This window comes from Novosphingobium sp. P6W, from assembly GCF_000876675.2.
In the GTDB taxonomy this organism is placed as follows: Bacteria; Pseudomonadota; Alphaproteobacteria; order Sphingomonadales; family Sphingomonadaceae; genus Novosphingobium.
Map to the genome: position 1 here is coordinate 13,015 of NZ_CP030355.1, position 16,368 is coordinate 29,382.

A 16,368-nucleotide genomic window follows, 5' to 3' on the forward strand; every position below is an offset into this window, starting at 1 on the left:
ACCGCACCAATAGGCACAGCGCTGGCAGCAGCGAGCGTTGCCGCGATTAGAAACCACGGCGCCGGGCGGCGGGCCCCTAACGGAATCCTGTTTGGCTGAAGCGCGATGGGATCCGGCAGAGGCTTTCAAGAAAGCCGTCGCGTCGTGCACCGCACGGTCCCTGATCGCCTCCGTCCAGCTATATGCCCTCCGCGCCGTACCGGCTTGTCGACGCAGTCACTTTACAAATCGCTATCAAATTTTAAAATATATCTGCATCCTAAAACTGCATTCCCGGTAAAAATAAATAGAACCCATTGGATTGCACTTCGCTGAGTGCAAACCTGTCGTCCTGATTTTTTTCACTAAGCTGAATCATTCGGTCCTTTACCCAAGGCCCATATTCAATGGGGAGGTTACCCCCCTGTTTATCAAGGGAGATGGCTCTGGTATCTGTGCTTCCTAAAAATAGATACGTGTCCATCATGCTATCCTATTTATCTCAAAATATCAGGCTCAGCCGCTCGCGGCGAGTTAGAATAAGGCGTTCAAGACCTCACGCATATCGACCGTTCGGCGCAGACCCCCCGCTTGTAGGGAGAATGAACCGGGCTGCCAACTCCCACTGCTGAATGAACCGCAGATCGCTTGGCCCTCGACGTGGCCCAGGTGACCCTTGGAGACCCGGTCTCAGGCCGTTTTGCAACCCGGGTAACATGAAGCCACCAGTTTACTGGCGACTGCCACGATCCTTTGCCATGCATGATCGCGCCCGTCGCAATCGACGCTCTACCACCGCCATTTGACGGCCACCTGAACGTCGAGGCAACTAGAGCGCTAGAAGCGTCGATCACCGTTCGTGGCCAGCCCCTTACCCTCGCCGTGCACGACGAGGACACAATATCGTAACCAAGCTCTTCTGATCCGTAATGGCGCTTGGATAACGCCGCCTTTCTCGGCTATCTGCGTTGCGATGCGGGCGTGATCGCAACAGCAGCATAGGCAACACATAGGGCGTTCATGGCTAGCAAATATCCCGTACTCGTTACCGGCGGCGCCGGCTACATCGGCAGCCACGCTGTCCTCGCACTGAAGGACGCCGGGTGGCCCGTAGCGGTGATCGACAACCTGGTTACAGGATTTCGCTTCGCCATTCCCGATGACGTCCCGCTCTATGAGGGTGACATCGAAGACGGCGCGCTGCTCGCTCGGATCTTTGCCGAGCAGGGCATGGGGGACGGAAAAGGCGCGATCATGCATTTCGCAGGGTCTGTCGTCGTGCCTGAGTCCGTGGAGAATCCCCTAAAATACTACCACAACAACACCGCCAAGAGCCGCGCTCTGATCGACGCGGCGGTTGCGGCAGGCGTGCCGCACTTCATCTTCAGCTCGACCGCGGCGACCTATGGCATCCCTGAAGTCTCACCGGTGACCGAGGACAGCCCCCGCGCGCCGATCAATCCTTACGGAATGTCCAAGCTCATGACTGAGTTCATGCTGGCTGACGTCGCCAAAGCGCATGCCTTCAACTACGGAGCGCTGCGCTACTTCAACGTCGCAGGCGCTGATCCGCAAGGCCGGACGGGCCAGTCAACGGCCGGGGCGACGCATCTCATCAAGGTCGCGGTCGAGGCGGCACTGGGCAAACGCAGCCATGTCGGGGTATTCGGCACCGATTTCGATACACCCGACGGTACCGGGGTGCGCGACTACATCCACGTCTCCGACCTTGCCAATGCCCACGTTCTGGCGCTCGAGGCGCTGATCGCCGAGCCAACGCGGTCGCTGACCATGAACTGCGGCTACGGGCGCGGGTTCTCGGTCCTCGAAGTGCTCGACGCGGTCGACCGCGTAACCAACCAGCAAATCGACCGCCGGCTCGAAGGCCGCCGCGCTGGCGACCCGGATGCGCTGATCTCCGACAACAGCCGGATCAAGGCAACAATTCCCTGGGTGCCGCGCTATGCCGACCTGAACACAATCGTCGAGCACGCCCTCGCCTGGGAACGTGGACTGAGCGAGCGACAATAAAGCCTCGGGGGCGTCATCCAGCCTGGACGCCGGAAAACCCTGCCGCCCTATTGCGCTGCAAAAATTATAGACCTCCCGAATAGCTGTGCTTGCCGGGAGGCTCCCGGTCGCCGCCCGTTTGATACTCGGTCAAAGCCATTGGCCGTTCTCCCGTTCTGCTCTCAAGGGCCCCGCCCAATTTTGCCTTGCTGTCGGTATAAACAGCAGCGTGCTGCCGTGCCCGGCTGATCGCCACATAGGCAGACCGTGCATCCACGGTGTTGGCCCTGAAACTTTCCAGATGTGTCATCGAACGATCTGCGGTTGCTCCCTGGCTGCCATGTATCGTCCCTACCCAACCATGCCGCACGTGCCTGTCCCGGGTTTCGTCCAGCGACAGGCGACCTTCGCTGCCGCTCGCATCGACGATCGTCATCGTGCGGGTCTCGGCGTCGATATTCGTGACCGTCGCGGTATTGCCATTGATCCGCTCGGCTGCGCGATCGTTGCGGGTAAATTGAAGCCGGTCCCCTGCGGAAAACTCGCGCTCGACCTCGCTGTAGCTTTCGACCTGCCCCCGGCCCCATTTGTCGAGTTGCCAAGAGATGGCACGATCATCACGGCCCAAGAGCACGATCCGGTTGCGATCCCGATCGACGCTCTCCACTCGGTAAGCCTGGCCCTTGTCGATCCCGTGCCGCTCGTAATCGCGTCGAAACGTCACGACATCACCGGCCTCATAGCCACGCGCATGCCGGGCTTCCTCGCGGGTCAAACCCTTGCTCTCCAGCGTCGAGACAATGACACTGTCTTTCCCTAGCGCGCCCTCCTTGCGCAGCTCAGCTCGTATCGCCTGCGTCAGCAATTCCCGTCCCTCGCGTGTCGCATCCATGACCAGCGTACGCTCCCGTTCCCTTGGCGACAGCGCGGCATAATCCCTGGCCATGGCGGCACGCCTGTCGCCAGCCTCGGCCAGTTCGGTGACTTTCCCGCCCCCGCGATCCAGAGCCTCCAGCGCGCGGCGACCATCACCGACGATCGTGGCCTGCACCGCTTCGCGCGTCAGATCGTTTTCCTGCCGCACGATCTTGTCGAGCACGAAAGTCTTCATGCCGGCATCCTGGAGCTGCCCAAAGGCGCGCCCCGCCTCGACGCTGCCCAGCTGCTTCACGTCGCCCACCAGGACAAGACGCGCTCCAGCACGATCGGCTAGATCGAGCATGCGCTTCATATCGCGCGCGCTCACCATCGAAGCTTCATCGACGATCCAGGCCTCTTTGCCCCTGCGCGCTTCGGTGACCATGCCTTCGCCGGTCAGGACCGCTTTGGCGACTGTTTCGCCTTTGGCGGCGATCGCGTCGCCCAGCAGCTTGGCCGCCGCGGCGGTGGGCGCAAACGCGCGCACCATATAGCCCGCGGCGCGCATACCTTGGGCATACGTCGCAAGCACCGTGGTCGTCTTGGCGGTACCGGCATAACCCTGAACACCGGCGACCCGATCCTCGCCCAACAGAAGCCCGGTCGCTGCGGCAAACTGACCCGAGGTCCACTTGTGCCCCCGCGCCTCTGTGAAAAAGGCCGCGGTCGTCACCGCTCGCACGGCATCGTGCCTGCCAAGCGGCGCAGTCACCTGCCCGCGCCCAGCCTGCTCGAGCGCCAACATCCTTCGCTCGGTCGTCATCGCTTCGCGGGTGGTGAATGCCCGGGCCCCGCAACGCATCTCACGCCCTATCAGTTCGCCCGCTACCTTGGCCTTGGTAACTGCTGCTGCGATCTGAGCCGCCGTGGCGCGGCTGCCGGCATGCTCCCCGGCAGCCGCCTCCAGCGCGGCCGCCCCGAACACGGCCTCACGCTCGGAAAGGTGCCGCGCCGCCGACGCTACTGCTATTGTGGCCGCCGCTTCAGCGCGGCCGATGTCAGCAAGGGATGGTGTCCTGATCGTCGCGGCCCGAGTCTGCGTTGCGGCAAGCAATTCGCGGCGTTCGCTTTCTCCGAAACCGGCAAGCGCGGCCGCCTCGCGCCAGGACGGCACCAGCGCCTCGCGCGTTATGTCCTTCTTCACTTCGCGGGTAGCCAGCGTAATGATCGCTTTCTCGGCCGCGGTGGCATCAGCGCGGGTCTTTCCGCGCTCGGCAAGCGCCGCCTCGACCTGGTTGCCGCGGGCACTGAACTTGCGGATGACCGCCTCGGGCACGCCGGCCAGTTCGAAGGTCGATCCTTTTCCTTCGCGAATGCCGTATCCCAATTGGCGCGCTTCGTGTGCCAGCGCCTGGCGGTAGACCGCACCGGCATCCTTGTAGATACGAAAAAAGGCGAGGCTCTCCACACTACGCCAGGATCCCGACTTATCCTGCGTCGCGTTGAGGATGACGGAATGGGTGTGAAGCTGCGGATCCTGGGCCCGGCTCGTGTTATGCCGGAAGGTCGCGACGGCCAGTTTGCCTGTCTCGACAGTGCGGATCTCGCCCTGCTCGCGAATTCGCGTCGCCGCGCCATGCCGCTCGACGAAGCGCAATGCCACTTTCACAGCCCTGTCGTGGGCATCGACCAAGCGCCGGTCACCAGCGACTTCGGCCATGATCGATACCGACTTGGGCGCCGAGAAGGTCATGTCCCATCCGGGTCGGTGCTCGCGTTCGCCGCCGCGCACAGTACCAATCTGCTGACCATTTGGCAGATCGCCTTTCAACGCCGCCGCAAAGGTGGCGCGCTCAACCTCGCCGCTCAGACCCAGCGCTTTTGCGGCTTCCCCGAACCAGGCGCTGGGCGACTCCCCGTCGGCGTAGTAATCGTCCGCCTCGTAATAGCTTGCCGCCTGGGCCGCGCTTTTGAGGGCGGCGACCGAGGCGACCATCAGAGCACTCCGCCGCGGGTCCGATCTTCCTTGGCCAGGGTCGGTAATGCCTCGGTTGCCTGCCGTACGAACGCCGGCAGCGACATCGTCGGCTCGGCGATGTCAGCCCTGGCCATATGCGCTCGGTTGATGGCGACCTTCGCCACCGGCAGGCCAGACAGGCGCAGAAAACCAGTCAGGGGAGCGAGCTGGCCGATTTCGCTGTCGAGCACGATCGGCTTGGTCTGACGGCTCGCCGACAATGATCCCTTGTCCGAGAACGCGTCTGTATCGAGCGACGCGCTCGCGCGGTGCTCCTCCACCTCGGAGCGGCCGAGCAACTGGCTCCCCCAGGTCGTCGATTCCGGATCGCCGAGCCGCATTACCAGCTGGGTGCCGGTCTGTCCGACGATGGTGCTGCTGCCATGGGGGCCGTAGGTTTCGCGCAGTTGGCCGATCGCCTGGAAGGCAATGACGACAGCCGCGCCGAATTTGCGTCCTTCAGGAAGGAGCGTGAGCAAGCCATTGGCACGCGGCAAGGCTGGAAGCTCGTCTAGCACCAGCCAGGCCCGCGGCGCGCCTTTGATCGGACGGTCGAGGATTGCCGCCACGGCGCAGTCGAGCCAGCATCCCAGCAGGGGTTTTGCAGCCGCGAAATTACGTTTGCGCGAAGCAAGAAATATCCACGGATTCGGTCCCTCGATGGCGGGCAGACTCTCGTAGAAATCATCGAAACTGACTCCCGGCCCTTCGCCCCTCTGCGGTAGGGCGGCGAGGATCTTCACAGCCTCCGCGAGACAGAACAGGACGCTGGCAGTGGCCCGCTCCGCATCCTTTTGAAAGACCCGCGCCGCTTCGGTGCCCTTGGTCAGTTCGCCAAGCTCTTCGGGCGTCATGTCGCGCAGGGCCCGGATGAGCTCTGGCAGGGTGCCTCGCCCACTCTCCCAAAGTCGGCGGATGACCGCACCGACGACGATCCGGGCCTGGTCGTACCAGACATCGTCGCCCGAGCCGGAGCCTGCGGGCTTGGCGACGATGAAACCGGCAAGCCGATCTGCGTCCGAAGGCGAGCGCACGTCATCGAACGGGTCCCAGCGGGCACAACGCGCATCGAAGGGATTGAGGATCAGATCGCCGCGTTCGGGCCGGTAGTAGCGCGCCACATAGCTTCCATCGACATCGTGGACAAACGCATGCTGCCCTCGCCGCTCCACCTCGTCGAGCAGGGCGAAGATCGCGGTGGTCTTACCGGTTCCGGTGGCCCCCGCGAACAGGAAGTGCCTGGCCTCTTCGCCTTCCGGAATGGGAACGCCCCCGATCCGCACCGGCGCAGCGCCCGTCCCCACCCGTACGCGCTTGGCCAGCAAAGCGGCATCGACCACCTCGGCGCCCCTCACCGTCCGGTCCCGGCTGACAGCCTGGCCTTCGGCGAGCCAGGCTCGTCTGCGCCACAAATACAGCGTCCCGCCAACGACGGCTCCGCACAAGGTGGCCCAGATACCCATGCGCCACAGCAGGCTATTCCACGCCCTGGATTCGGGGCCACGGGGATCCAGGATAGTGTCCCGAACCCATACGCGATACCTGGCGTTTGGTGTCTGCAGGTTGCGACCGAACGGATCGAGCAATTCAGCTCCTTGCGTCTTCAGGTAAAGCAGAGCGCCCCGCTGGGTGAGATCGGGCGCGGTCTTCCATCCTATCCATCCCCCCGCGGACGCGCAGACCAGGAAAAGGATAGCTGCCACCTGCAACCGGGAATTGGCACCAGCCAGGCGCCGGTTTCTACTGGCTTGGCCACGCGAAAGGATTTCTGCTTGGTCCGCCACCCCTACTCCCCCCGCGCCATCGCCAGTTGCCGCTCGAAGATCGCATAAGAGTCCCGGGCGATCTCGTCCTTGATCTGTGCCAGGCGCTCTGGTGAAGCGCCCTGCCCTGCCACAGCGAGGCTGGCTGCATAGGCAGCACCGGCTGCGAACAATGTGCGCTGCGTCACCGCATCAGAGAGTTCGGCTCGGACTGTCAGACGCTCTATTCCCTCCCGCAAGGCAGCGATCTCTTCACTGTGTCCAGCAGGGTGATCGGGAGACGCAGGCTCCGCACTGCGCCCTGCAACGAAAGCGGCAATGCCCAGTTCGATGGCACGCACGGTGGCTTGGTATAGAGAAAGACCGGCCTCATCGGCGTAGCTCCTGAGAACTGCTGCCTGCGTTTCGGTTACTCTGGCGGTAAGCATTACTCGGGCCATTCGCGTCCCCTACAGTCTGCGCACAGACTACGCGAATTGCGATCAAAGTATAGATTTTCGTGTCACATCATGGTTATATTACGATGTCCGTCCATCGATGTGCTTGCGTATAGCAGGCGCTTTTGGGGGTAGCACGCGTGCGTAAGGTGTGGACTGAAACTGAGCGAGCTGAAAGCTCGCCTCTTCTGCCTTTGACTGGCAATTTCAAGCCCGTTCCTTGGGCTGGATATGCCGCATGGGTTTGAACAACTTCGCGACTGGCGCCTTGTTGGCAGCCCCGCTCACGGCGGTCCTTACGTGGCTGACGGTTAGCTGGCAGCAGCACGTGGATGTACGCGTGGAGCGCGATACCGCCGTAGTGCGCGCTGATCGGGCGGCGTTCGACGAGAGGTTCGAACGGGACTGGCGGATGATGACCGGGCAACGGCGGCCGGGGTCTTTTCAGGACGTAGGCTGTGACCCGGCTGCCGCGTCAGAACTCGTTCGGCTGCGGCAGCGGGCGGCCGAACTGGAAGAGCGACTGGCCGGTAGCACGGCCAATCTGGGCGCCGACGCCCGCGAGCTTAGGGCGCTCATGAAAAAGGAAAGTGACCGATGATCTCGGTGCGACTTGGAGGTGCTATTTCCATTCTGGCCATAGTGTCAGCCTGCAGCTCTGGCGGCCCATCGCTATCGGGTTCGGCGTCTGAAGGCTCAGGCTCGAATTCGGGTTTCTCAAGTCTGTGGGAGAAGGTCCGCAGCCTCGGCTTTGAGACCGGCAAGACGTACGAGATGCCTGCGCTCGGCATCATGGCCGACGCCTTCATGACCGACTTTGCCGCCCGCGAGATCGATCCAGGGCTCCTCTCACGCTACATGCTCGAGCGGCAGCGCGACGAAATCCCGCAGTTCGATTTGATGATCGAAAACCTCGTCGAACCGACGCGCGCGGAAATCCGGTCGCAGGACCCTGCCGCGATTTCCAGGATCACCCCGCTTGATGCCGACCATATGGTCTACGCAGCGCCGATCGGCATTGCCATGCAGGCGCGCAAGGGCTGGCAAGTGCAGGCTATCGACGATCGCCGGGTCGATCCGGCCTTCGATACACCCTTTTTCCGGGCGCATCGCCCGCCTTCGACATATGATCCGGACCTGCACATCCGGTACATGGAGATGTTGGCCGCCTCGGCCATCTATGCCAACACCGTATTCGGACTGATCGATGAAACGATCGGAAACGTCAGGTTGAGCAACCCTGAAGCCGCGAGGCGGGAAATCCTCGAGGCCTTTCAGAAAATCCCGGTGACCACTCTCCACGCAGCGCTTCAGGATGCAGTGGGGACCATGGTCGAAGGGCGTTTCAGCACCGATCTTACCGGATCGGGCAATATCCACTTCACACATGCGCCCGCCGGTGATTTCGTTGCCGATGCCCGGGGCATCACCTGGACCAAGGCAGGCGGCACGTGGTTCGGCGATGGCCGGATCAGTGGTCAGAACATCAATTTGCGACTGGCGTCGACTTCAGCGGTCTCGCAGCGCCAGGCGCAGACTGGAAACCAGGGAACCGATGCAAATGCCGGAGTGGAAGGCTCGGGCAAGATAGGAGCGGGCCAATGATCCCTTGGATTGTTCGTAGAGGTAAAGTGACTTCACTAGAGCGGATCGAGCGGGACATCGGTACCAACTTCGCAACCTTCTTCACGATCGGCCGATCACTTATTCGCCATCGCGGCAAACCCCTTCCGCTGCGCGAAGGGGAGGAAATCCTTGTCGTGGGGTGGGACATGGATAGCTACATCGAAGGACACTTCGTTGCCTTGCCGCGCAGACCTGCATTCTTCCGGCAATCCTCCGGCCGGCGGATGGCGGTGTTTGGCATGCTGTTCATAATTGTCGGCGGCATTGCCCTGGCAAAACGGCAAGCCGGATGGGGACTGCTGTTTACTGGAATGGGGGCGGCTCTGATTTTCAATGGTCTCGAGTTGGTGAAGGGCGAGCGGCTAGCCAGAAGTCTTGCCAGGCAGGCAGGCGGTTGACACCAAGTCCTGTCCGTTAGGCCGGAGCTTTCAACGATCCGGTCACGGCCGGGTGACAACGATTTTCGCCGCGCCGTGATTGAGAAAAACGGGAGCATCTTTTCGTCGCTGCACTATCTCAATTCGGGCAAAAATCTGCTCATTTTGCAGCCTCGGTGCCTCCAGTTTCATCAGGGCTATATATAGGATATCCTTGCAATATTCATAAAATATCTCCGGCGGCTTTGCTCCTTTCGCGCGCAGTGCCTTGCCAGCACTCACGGATGGGTTGCCGCCTTGGCCCGCTAACCGGGAAGGATTGCCCGCAGCGATTGCCCACGCCATAGTCCCTCAATGCTCAACCGGTTCAATCCCGACAGCTTCATCGGAGCCGCCGCGGTTGGCCTTCCGCGCATCGAGCCGAAAGTCGGCCGCGCTCTCGATCTGCCAATCGCGCTCAATCTGGCGCAGCGCCGCGATGTCCTGCAGCCTGAAGGCGAATGGACGGATACCATTGGGGCCATCGCACCCGATGTTCGCGATCGCGGTGTACTGGAGGCCGCCTCCGACACGGTCTATTCGCCAGCCCGGCGCCTCGTCCCAGCTCTACGCGCAGGCGCTGGAAGGCAGCACTGCCATGAGCGATGACATGGAGGCCCGCCTCCAAGCGCTCGATCCCGGCATTCTCGCGTCTCTGCTATCAAAGCGCGCCGGATCGGATGCGGATTTTTGTCTCTGGCTGAACACACAATTAGCGGCCCTGAACCTGCCCCTGGATCCCGAGGTATTTCGCCAACGGGTCCAGGCTTTGCTCGAGCCGGCCTGCCGCCAACGAGAAGATCCGGGCTGCGAGATCGACGAAGCAGCGCTGGAAGAACTGATCGCTATGGCCGACCCTTTTCTTCAGCAGGGCGACGGCGGTAACGCGCTGGCGATCCTGATGCCGGTTGCGGCCGGCCTGGCCGGAATTTGGCCACAATGGTCACAGTGGGATGAAACGCTTCACGAGTTTTTTCCTCTGCTTGACGGTAAGATCGCGCAGGCCGTGCTGATGAACGGCGTCAGCGATGAAAGCCGCGACGACTTTGCCGCCAAACTGAGCCACTGGCAGGTCGTCATCGCCAGATACGGCATTGATGATGGTTTCGTCACTGCCATCACGTCTGCGGCGCAGGGTTGGGATGAACCGGGGCTAGCCGACGTAATGGCGGGGCGTGGACTTGTCTGGCCGCTCACAGAAACACGTGATTGGCCAGATGCCGCAAGTCTCACTGCAGCCCGCCTGGCCAGCCTCGAGGCAATGGGCCGCATGAGCGAGTTTCTCAATTTGTCCAAAGCGAGCGGGCGATTTTGCGATCATGCCGTGATGCTCGCGAAGCAGGGTCTTTTCAAAGAAGCGCTCGAGGTAGCGCGCCGCGAATTTCACGAACCGGCGAGCGTGCTGTGCCTGGCGAAGACGCTGGTGGGCATGGGGCAACAGGATGCCGCCTTCGAACTGGCCGATTGGGGATTGTCGCTGCGGACAAGTGAAGCAGCAGGAAGCAAAGCTGTACAGACGCACGGCCAGGCTCTTGCATACTGGTTGCGCGAGCAAGCGCATCGCGCTGTCCGCCCCCAGCTGGCCGTCATGGCGGCACGGTCCGCCTTCCTTGGGCATCTGTCGCGCGACAATTATCGCGCGGCGCAAGATGTGTGTCCTGCGTCCGCATGGCCCGCCTTGCGCGAAGCATTACTCGCGGAGCTTATCGATGCGGATTACGGGTTCGACCGGATCGCAATCCTGTTGGACGAGGACCGGATCGATGATGCCATGGCCGTTGTCGATCGCGGCGGCTGTCCCCATAGCCCGCATGACATTGCCTTGATGCAATTGACCTTGATCGCTGCAACGCGGCAGCCTTCATGGGCCATCCGCTTTGCCTGGACGATGGCGGGGCCCATCATCGATGACGGCCGCTCCAGTCGCTATGAGACTGCTATGCAGTGGCTGAAAATCATCATGTCCGCCCACAAGACCGCCGGCTCCACTGCCGCTTGGAGAGTTTTCCTCGAGGATCTCATTGAAAGGCACCGCCGCAAGCACAAGCTGCGCGCCATGCTCGAAGCTCTGCGATGATCGGCCGCGCCGCCAAGTTCACGCTTTTCTGGATGCTCGCTGTGCGTTGCGGCCCGCAAAGGTAATGAGGCACACTGCAAAAACCTGTCCTTCGGCTGCGGCTCGCTCGATCAGCATCGAAGCTTTAGGTACGCCCTAACCCCTCCATCAAACCATTTTCAAACGGTCTCGAACACCATGTTTTCTTGCGGATTAATAAACAACTATAACTGAAATTTTCTTTGCGGAGATCAATGCACATATTCCATCGAACTCATCCGTGGAACCATTGCTGCTGTTGCAACGCAGCATGGCCCCGCTAAGAAGGAAGAATATTCCTAGCCTGTATTCTCCGAGCGAAAGACTTCATGCCCACCATCGTTCCCGTGATCCTTTGCGGAGGCAGCGGCACGCGCCTCTGGCCGCGCAGCCGGGCCTCGATGCCCAAGCCGTTCCTGCCTCTGGTCGGGGACAATACCCTGTTCGAAGCGGCACTGGCGCGGTGCCCGGCCACCGGCGGCTTCGCGCCGCCGGTCGTGGTGACGGGGCGCCAGCATCTTGCCCATGTCGAAGCGCAGCTTGGTATCATCGACGGCGCGCAGGTCATCGTCGAGCCTTCCGCGCGCAATACCGCCGCTGCCATCGCGCTTGCCGCCTGCCGTCTGCCCGAGGACGCGGTGATGCTGGTCTGCCCCAGCGACCACCACATCGGCAATGCGGATGCTTTCGCCGTGGCGGCCTGCGCGGCGGCCGATCTGGCGCAGGAGGGCTGGCTGGTTTCGTTCGGCATCGAGGCGACCGCGCCCGAGACCGGTTTCGGCTATCTCAAGCGAGGCGAGGCGATTTCGGACACCGCCTTTCGTACCGCCCAGTTCGTCGAGAAGCCGGACCTGGAACGCGCGAAGGCATTTCTCGCCGAGGGCATCTATGCCTGGAACGGCGGCATCTTCGCATTCCGCGTCAAGGACTTCCTGGCCGAACTGGAAGCGCACCGTCCGCAGATTGCCGCCGGCGTGGCCGCAGCAGTCGCCAATGGTAGCGAGGATGGCCAGCGCTTCCATCCCGATGCGCAAGCCTTCGCCGCAGTGCCCAGCGATTCGGTCGATTATGCGGTGATGGAAAACACCGCGCGCGCCGCGATGGTGCCCGCCGACATGAATTGGTCGGACATCGGCAACTGGCACGCACTCTATGAAGCGCTGCCAACCGACGAGAGCGGCAATTCGGTGCGCGGCGCAGGCGCGGCCGAACTGGTCGACTGCCGCAATGTGCTGGTCGACAGCGATGGTCCGCGCGTTTCGGTGATCGGGCTGGAGAACGTGATCGTCGTCGTCGACGGCAATGACATCATGATCACCACGGTCGCGGGCGTGCAGAAGGTCGGCAAGCTGTCGGGGGCCGTAAACCAGTGAGTGCGGCGCGCGCAGCGCTGCCGACCCGCCAGGTCGAAAAACCCTGGGGCAAGGACGTGCTGCCCGCGCCATTCACGGCGCCTAACAGCCCGCTGCCGAAGTCGATTTTTCGGGACGGCGCTCAGCCCGGCCCCGCAGACATGATGATAAGCAGGACACCGGTTTCGGCTGCGACTTGGCCGACGAGGGCGAAGATCAGCGCGTTTTCGGTCTGAGCAACGAGCAAAAACGCCTGTGAAGCGCTGGCGGCCTCCCTCGGTGTGCCACATCCGAACAGTGCGCGCATGAGGATGCCCAGATTGAAGCCGGCGACGTGGATTAGATACCTCTTGTGGAGGTTTTCGCGCCCACGCAGCCATGCGCGGCGCATGCCGCCCCGGTCCAGGACATGGGCAAAGCTGCGTTCCACCATCTCGCCGCGCTTGCGCATGGTCTTGCGTCCGATGCGGGATTTCAGGCGGGCGCGATTGGCGTAGACCGCCTTTTGTGCTTCCTCGTCACCGTGCCAGCGCAGGATGCCTTTGGCGGGCATGGGCTCCGATATGCGGGTCTTCCACAGCCCGTTTGCGAGTGCCTTGAGGCCCTCGCGGGAGTGATACCCCTTGTCGGTTACAAGCTCGCACGGGATGCCCGGGGCCGGTGCCATATCGACTGTCGCCAGGTTACGCGCAGCCGCCTCGAGCGTCGCCTCGAGGGTGTTCGTATCGCCCTTGTCCGCAGGATGGATCGGCGCTGCGACGATCACGCCGGTATCCAGATCGACCGCATGTTCAGGCTTGTAACCAAGCCGCGTCGAGCCGTTCTTCATCCGCGCCACCTTGGCGTCCGGATCGACCGGGCTCTCCCAATCCGTGTTCGACAGCTTCTTGCCCGTGCGTCTGCGATCAAGGCGCACCAGGTCGTCGGCTGTTGGTGTCTCGATACCGCTCTCGTGCGCCATGCGCGTCAGCATCTCACGATACGTCTCGCCAGTGTCGCGCCGCACGATCGTGCGCAGCGCCGCATTGGCTTCCATCGTCGATCCGTCCACGCCGATCCGTTCGGCCTTCACCAGCTCATGATCTGCTACGAGCCCCAGAACCCAGGCAAATATCTGGTCATGAACCTCGTGCGGCAGCCGGCTGCGGGTCTTCGACATCCAACTATGGTCGGGGACTTTCTCCCGCGTCGTCAACCGCAGAAACTCGCGCAGCGAAAGCGAGTCCGAACACCGCCACACAATCCCGCGCTCGGAGTGAATGCCTTCGAAATAGCCGATCAGCAGCATCCGAAAGTATCGGCCGGGGGGTACCGATGGCGCCCCCATCCGCGCAGCGTAATAGGCCTGGCACGCCTCTTCCACAAAGCGGTCGAACCCGGCATCCACCAGCAGCTTCTGAAGCTTGTCGTAAAAGGCGTGCCCGGGAGAGCGCGGTATATCTGACCACGACACGATCAGATCCGCCTGCACATCACCATCACGTCGCATCGCCATCGTCGCTGACCACCTTCTTTCCGTATCCAGGCTGAATCAGATCACACCGACTTCGTCAACGCGCTGCTAAGGGCATCCGCATCGGCGAGATCTGGTTCGAGCCGCCTGCCGCTCTGCCGGATCTGTTGGTGAAGTACATCTTCACCAACGAAGCGCTGTCGGTACAGGTTCATCCCTCCGACGCGCAGACGATCGCCAAGGGCATTGGGCGTCAGGGCAAGGAAGAGTGCTGGCTCATCATCGCCGCCGAGCCGGGGGCGAAACTGGGCATCGGCTTTGACAGCGATCTGGACGAAGCGGCGATGCGCGCAGCCGCGCTCGATGGTTCGATCGAGCACCTGCTGACCTGGCACGCGGTTACGCCCGGCGATTTCTTCTACATTCCGGCCAACACCGTCCACGCCATCGGCGCGGGGGTGGGCCTGATCGAGGTGCAGCAGAACAGCGACATCACCTACCGCCTCTACGACTATGGTCGCCCGCGCGAACTGCATCTGGATGACGGCGTGGCGGTATCGAAGGGCGAGCGGTACGCGCTGGACCGGTGGCACAAGACCGTAGCCCCGCACGGATCGCAGCAATTGGTGGACGGCCCGCTGTTCCTGCTCGACCAAGTTGCAGGCGCCCCTTCACCCGAGGTCGCCGCGCGCTATCCGGCGGCGCTGCTGGTGATCCCGCGCGAGGGTGTGGTCGAAGTCGGCTGCGAGGCTATCGCGCCGGGCGGCTGTGCAATCGCCGCCAGCCTTGCCGACGTGCGCTTTGCGGATAACGGCGTCTGCCTGCTCGCCAGGGGCTGTAACGAGGTTGAACTTCTGCACACGTAAGATGTGCCAAGGCATAGCCAGTAAACCGGGGCCGCAGGCCGGAATAATTGCAAAGGCATGTGAATGAAGAAAATCGTGGCGTTCGACCTTGATGGAACTCTGGCGCTGAGCAAGCAGCCGCTGGCCGACGAGATGGCTGAACTGCTGACGCAACTGCTCACCGTCGCACAAGTTGCGGTGATCTCGGGCGGCGACTGGCCCCAGTTCCAGAAGCAGGTCGCGAGCCGCCTGCCCGACCACGCCGACTTGTCGCGCCTGTGGATGATGCCCACCAGCGGTGCCAAGCTCTACCTCCACCGCGAAGGAGAGTGGGAGGCGGTCTACGCCGAACTATTCAGCGAAGAACAGAAACGCGAGATCCTCGAAGCGTTCGACGCGGCGCTCGCCGCCACCGGCTTCACCCCCGAGGAAACCTGGGGAGAGCGAATCGAGGATCGTGGCAGCCAGATCACCTTCTCTGCGCTGGGCCAGCAGGCCCCGCTCGACGCCAAGGAGCACTGGGACCCGGACTTCGCCAAGCGCAAGGTTATCCAGGCCGATCTTATTAAACGCCTGCCTGGCGTTTCGATCAACTTGGGCGGCGCGACTTCAGTCGACGTCACCCAGCCCGGCGTCGACAAGGCCTGGGGCCTGCGCCGACTTTCCGAGCGTAGCGGCGTGGCCGAAGCGGACATCCTGTTCATCGGTGATGCCATCTTCCCTGGCGGCAACGACTATCCGGCCACGACCATGGGCCTTGATACCGTGTGTGTGCGCGACGCGGCCGATACCGCCAACGTGATCGCCGCCATCATCGCCTGCCAGAAAAACGAGGTTGTTCGGATCTCATGAAAACCTTTTCCTCGCCAAAGTCAATAATTAGAATATAATTAGGATATCCTAATTATATCTCAATTTGACCAGCGCGGCGGGGTCGGGATGCGAACTTCTCATAGGGCGGTGTGGAAGACATGAGTTGATGAGGCTGCTATTTTAGTCTTGGATACCCTGCCTCAGGCGGCCTTTGCGACCCGAGTAACATGGAGTTCGTCCGCATGGGTGCGAGCCTGGGCGACGTCGTAAGATGCCTGCATACGCATCATCGTGTCGGCCGAGATGCCAAAGCCCTTCTCGAAGCGAAGTGCCATATTGGCGCACAGGGCAGCCTTGTCGTTGAGCAGATTGCTCAGCGCTACGCGGGTGACACCCAAAGCCTCTGCCCCCGCGACGATCGTAAGGCGGTATGGCTCGACGAGTTCGGTCCGCAGCCATGTGCCGGGGTGAACCGAGAACGACGAATGAACCTTTATGGCCATCAGTGATAGTCCTCTAGATCAAGATCGGCGATCGTATGCTCGTCCACCTTGGTGAATGTCAGCCGCCAGTTGCGGGTGACGGTCATAGCGAATGTGCCAGCACGGCCGCCGGTCAACGAGTGGAAGTCGAAGTTGGGCAGGTGACTATCTTCAAATATGCGCATCGGCAGCTGGCTGATGGCCATAAACCCGCCATGTTAC

Annotated in this window: 15 protein-coding genes and 1 pseudogene; 9 read left to right on the forward strand and 7 right to left on the reverse strand. The window is 62.1% G+C overall.

Going from position 1 to position 16,368, the window contains the following annotated elements; genetic code table 11:
* Window positions 1-999: 999 nt before the first annotated feature.
* Entirely contained in the window at window positions 1,000-2,010 is a 1,011-nt protein-coding gene (galE, locus tag TQ38_RS28975; RefSeq protein ID WP_043980868.1) for a UDP-glucose 4-epimerase GalE, read from the forward strand.
* Window positions 2,011-2,074: 64 nt separating this feature from the next.
* Here the strand turns inward: galE and mobF are convergent, their stop codons facing one another.
* From mobF to TQ38_RS28990, 3 genes are all read right to left on the reverse strand, one after another.
* A complete protein-coding gene (gene mobF / locus TQ38_RS28980; RefSeq protein ID WP_043980870.1) occupies window positions 2,075-4,843 on the reverse strand; it encodes a MobF family relaxase in 2,769 nt (922 codons plus the stop codon).
* Window positions 4,843-6,450 carry a type IV secretion system DNA-binding domain-containing protein gene (locus tag TQ38_RS28985; protein ID WP_162792477.1) on the reverse strand — a complete coding sequence of 536 codons (1,608 nt, stop codon included), beginning with the start codon at window positions 6,448-6,450 and terminating at the stop codon, window positions 4,843-4,845. The genes mobF and TQ38_RS28985 overlap by 1 nt, the downstream gene beginning before the upstream one ends.
* A 200-nt stretch (window positions 6,451-6,650) precedes the next feature.
* On the reverse strand, window positions 6,651-7,055 hold the full coding sequence (locus TQ38_RS28990; RefSeq protein ID WP_043980872.1) for a hypothetical protein: 405 nt from the start codon (window positions 7,053-7,055) through the stop codon (window positions 6,651-6,653).
* A gap of 247 nt (window positions 7,056-7,302) precedes the next feature.
* On the opposite strand from TQ38_RS28990, the gene TQ38_RS28995 reads away from it, so the two are divergent.
* The 3 genes from TQ38_RS28995 to TQ38_RS29005 all read left to right on the forward strand — a co-directional run bounded on the left by TQ38_RS28995 (window position 7,303) and on the right by TQ38_RS29005 (window position 9,088).
* A complete protein-coding gene (locus TQ38_RS28995; RefSeq protein WP_043980873.1) occupies window positions 7,303-7,665 on the forward strand; it encodes a hypothetical protein in 363 nt (120 codons plus the stop codon).
* A 173-nt stretch (window positions 7,666-7,838) separates the two neighbouring features.
* A complete protein-coding gene (locus tag TQ38_RS29000) occupies window positions 7,839-8,669 on the forward strand; it encodes a hypothetical protein (RefSeq protein ID WP_043980875.1) in 831 nt (276 codons plus the stop codon).
* Window positions 8,666-9,088, forward strand: a complete 423-nt coding sequence (locus TQ38_RS29005) for a hypothetical protein (protein WP_043980877.1) — start codon at window positions 8,666-8,668, stop codon at window positions 9,086-9,088. Before TQ38_RS29000 ends, TQ38_RS29005 begins: the two co-directional genes overlap by 4 nt.
* 42 nt (window positions 9,089-9,130) lie before the next feature.
* Here the strand turns inward: TQ38_RS29005 and TQ38_RS30385 are convergent, their stop codons facing one another.
* The gene (locus TQ38_RS30385) at window positions 9,131-9,349 is read right to left on the reverse strand and encodes a hypothetical protein (protein ID WP_162792478.1); all 219 of its coding nucleotides are present in this window, start codon (window positions 9,347-9,349) and stop codon (window positions 9,131-9,133) included.
* Between the two features lie 72 nt (window positions 9,350-9,421).
* Between TQ38_RS30385 and TQ38_RS29010 the strand changes: the two genes are divergently transcribed.
* From TQ38_RS29010 to TQ38_RS29020, 3 genes are all read left to right on the forward strand, one after another.
* Window positions 9,422-9,715: a hypothetical protein gene (locus TQ38_RS29010; RefSeq protein WP_052506047.1), complete on the forward strand. Its 294-nt coding sequence runs from the start codon at window positions 9,422-9,424 to the stop codon at window positions 9,713-9,715.
* A complete protein-coding gene (locus TQ38_RS29015; protein ID WP_043980879.1) occupies window positions 9,705-11,183 on the forward strand; it encodes a hypothetical protein in 1,479 nt (492 codons plus the stop codon). The genes TQ38_RS29010 and TQ38_RS29015 overlap by 11 nt, the downstream gene beginning before the upstream one ends.
* Before the next feature lie 347 nt (window positions 11,184-11,530).
* Window positions 11,531-12,574 carry a mannose-1-phosphate guanylyltransferase gene (locus TQ38_RS29020; protein ID WP_043980881.1) on the forward strand — a complete coding sequence of 348 codons (1,044 nt, stop codon included), beginning with the start codon at window positions 11,531-11,533 and terminating at the stop codon, window positions 12,572-12,574.
* A gap of 121 nt (window positions 12,575-12,695) precedes the next feature.
* On the opposite strand, the gene TQ38_RS29025 is transcribed toward TQ38_RS29020, so the two are convergent.
* Window positions 12,696-14,048, reverse strand: coding sequence for a transposase (locus TQ38_RS29025; protein ID WP_052505923.1), 1,353 nt, complete (start codon window positions 14,046-14,048; stop codon window positions 12,696-12,698).
* A gap of 35 nt (window positions 14,049-14,083) precedes the next feature.
* Between TQ38_RS29025 and TQ38_RS29030 the strand changes: the two genes are divergently transcribed.
* Window positions 14,084-14,872: a class I mannose-6-phosphate isomerase gene (locus tag TQ38_RS29030; RefSeq protein WP_043979481.1), complete on the forward strand. Its 789-nt coding sequence runs from the start codon at window positions 14,084-14,086 to the stop codon at window positions 14,870-14,872.
* A gap of 63 nt (window positions 14,873-14,935) precedes the next feature.
* The gene (locus tag TQ38_RS29035) at window positions 14,936-15,703 is read left to right on the forward strand and encodes an HAD-IIB family hydrolase (RefSeq protein ID WP_043979485.1); all 768 of its coding nucleotides are present in this window, start codon (window positions 14,936-14,938) and stop codon (window positions 15,701-15,703) included.
* A gap of 161 nt (window positions 15,704-15,864) precedes the next feature.
* Here the strand turns inward: TQ38_RS29035 and TQ38_RS29040 are convergent, their stop codons facing one another.
* The gene (locus TQ38_RS29040) at window positions 15,865-16,167 is read right to left on the reverse strand and encodes a HigA family addiction module antitoxin (RefSeq protein ID WP_043979487.1); all 303 of its coding nucleotides are present in this window, start codon (window positions 16,165-16,167) and stop codon (window positions 15,865-15,867) included.
* Window positions 16,167-16,304 (reverse strand): annotated as a pseudogene (locus TQ38_RS29045) (plasmid maintenance system killer); the annotation flags it as partial. The gene TQ38_RS29040 and the pseudogene TQ38_RS29045, both read right to left, overlap by 1 nt.
* Window positions 16,305-16,368 lie beyond the last annotated feature (64 nt).

What these genes read in the sequence shown, in the direction of transcription:
- TQ38_RS29035 (WP_043979485.1), top strand. Translation starts at nt 14,936, where the DNA reads ATGAAGAAAATCGTGGCGTTCGACCTTGATGGAACTCTGGCGCTGAGC.
- TQ38_RS29010 (WP_052506047.1), top strand. Translation starts at nt 9,422, where the DNA reads ATGCTCAACCGGTTCAATCCCGACAGCTTCATCGGAGCCGCCGCGGTT.
- TQ38_RS29020 (WP_043980881.1), top strand. Translation starts at nt 11,531, where the DNA reads ATGCCCACCATCGTTCCCGTGATCCTTTGCGGAGGCAGCGGCACGCGC.
- TQ38_RS29005 (WP_043980877.1), top strand. Translation starts at nt 8,666, where the DNA reads ATGATCCCTTGGATTGTTCGTAGAGGTAAAGTGACTTCACTAGAGCGG.
- TQ38_RS29025 (WP_052505923.1), bottom strand. Translation starts at nt 14,048, where the DNA reads ATGGCGATGCGACGTGATGGTGATGTGCAGGCGGATCTGATCGTGTCG.
- TQ38_RS29015 (WP_043980879.1), top strand. Translation starts at nt 9,705, where the DNA reads ATGAGCGATGACATGGAGGCCCGCCTCCAAGCGCTCGATCCCGGCATT.
- TQ38_RS28995 (WP_043980873.1), top strand. Translation starts at nt 7,303, where the DNA reads ATGGGTTTGAACAACTTCGCGACTGGCGCCTTGTTGGCAGCCCCGCTC.
- TQ38_RS28990 (WP_043980872.1), bottom strand. Translation starts at nt 7,055, where the DNA reads ATGCTTACCGCCAGAGTAACCGAAACGCAGGCAGCAGTTCTCAGGAGC.
- TQ38_RS29000 (WP_043980875.1), top strand. Translation starts at nt 7,839, where the DNA reads ATGCCTGCGCTCGGCATCATGGCCGACGCCTTCATGACCGACTTTGCC.
- galE (WP_043980868.1), top strand. Translation starts at nt 1,000, where the DNA reads ATGGCTAGCAAATATCCCGTACTCGTTACCGGCGGCGCCGGCTACATC.
- mobF (WP_043980870.1), bottom strand. Translation starts at nt 4,843, where the DNA reads ATGGTCGCCTCGGTCGCCGCCCTCAAAAGCGCGGCCCAGGCGGCAAGC.
- TQ38_RS29040 (WP_043979487.1), bottom strand. Translation starts at nt 16,167, where the DNA reads ATGGCCATAAAGGTTCATTCGTCGTTCTCGGTTCACCCCGGCACATGG.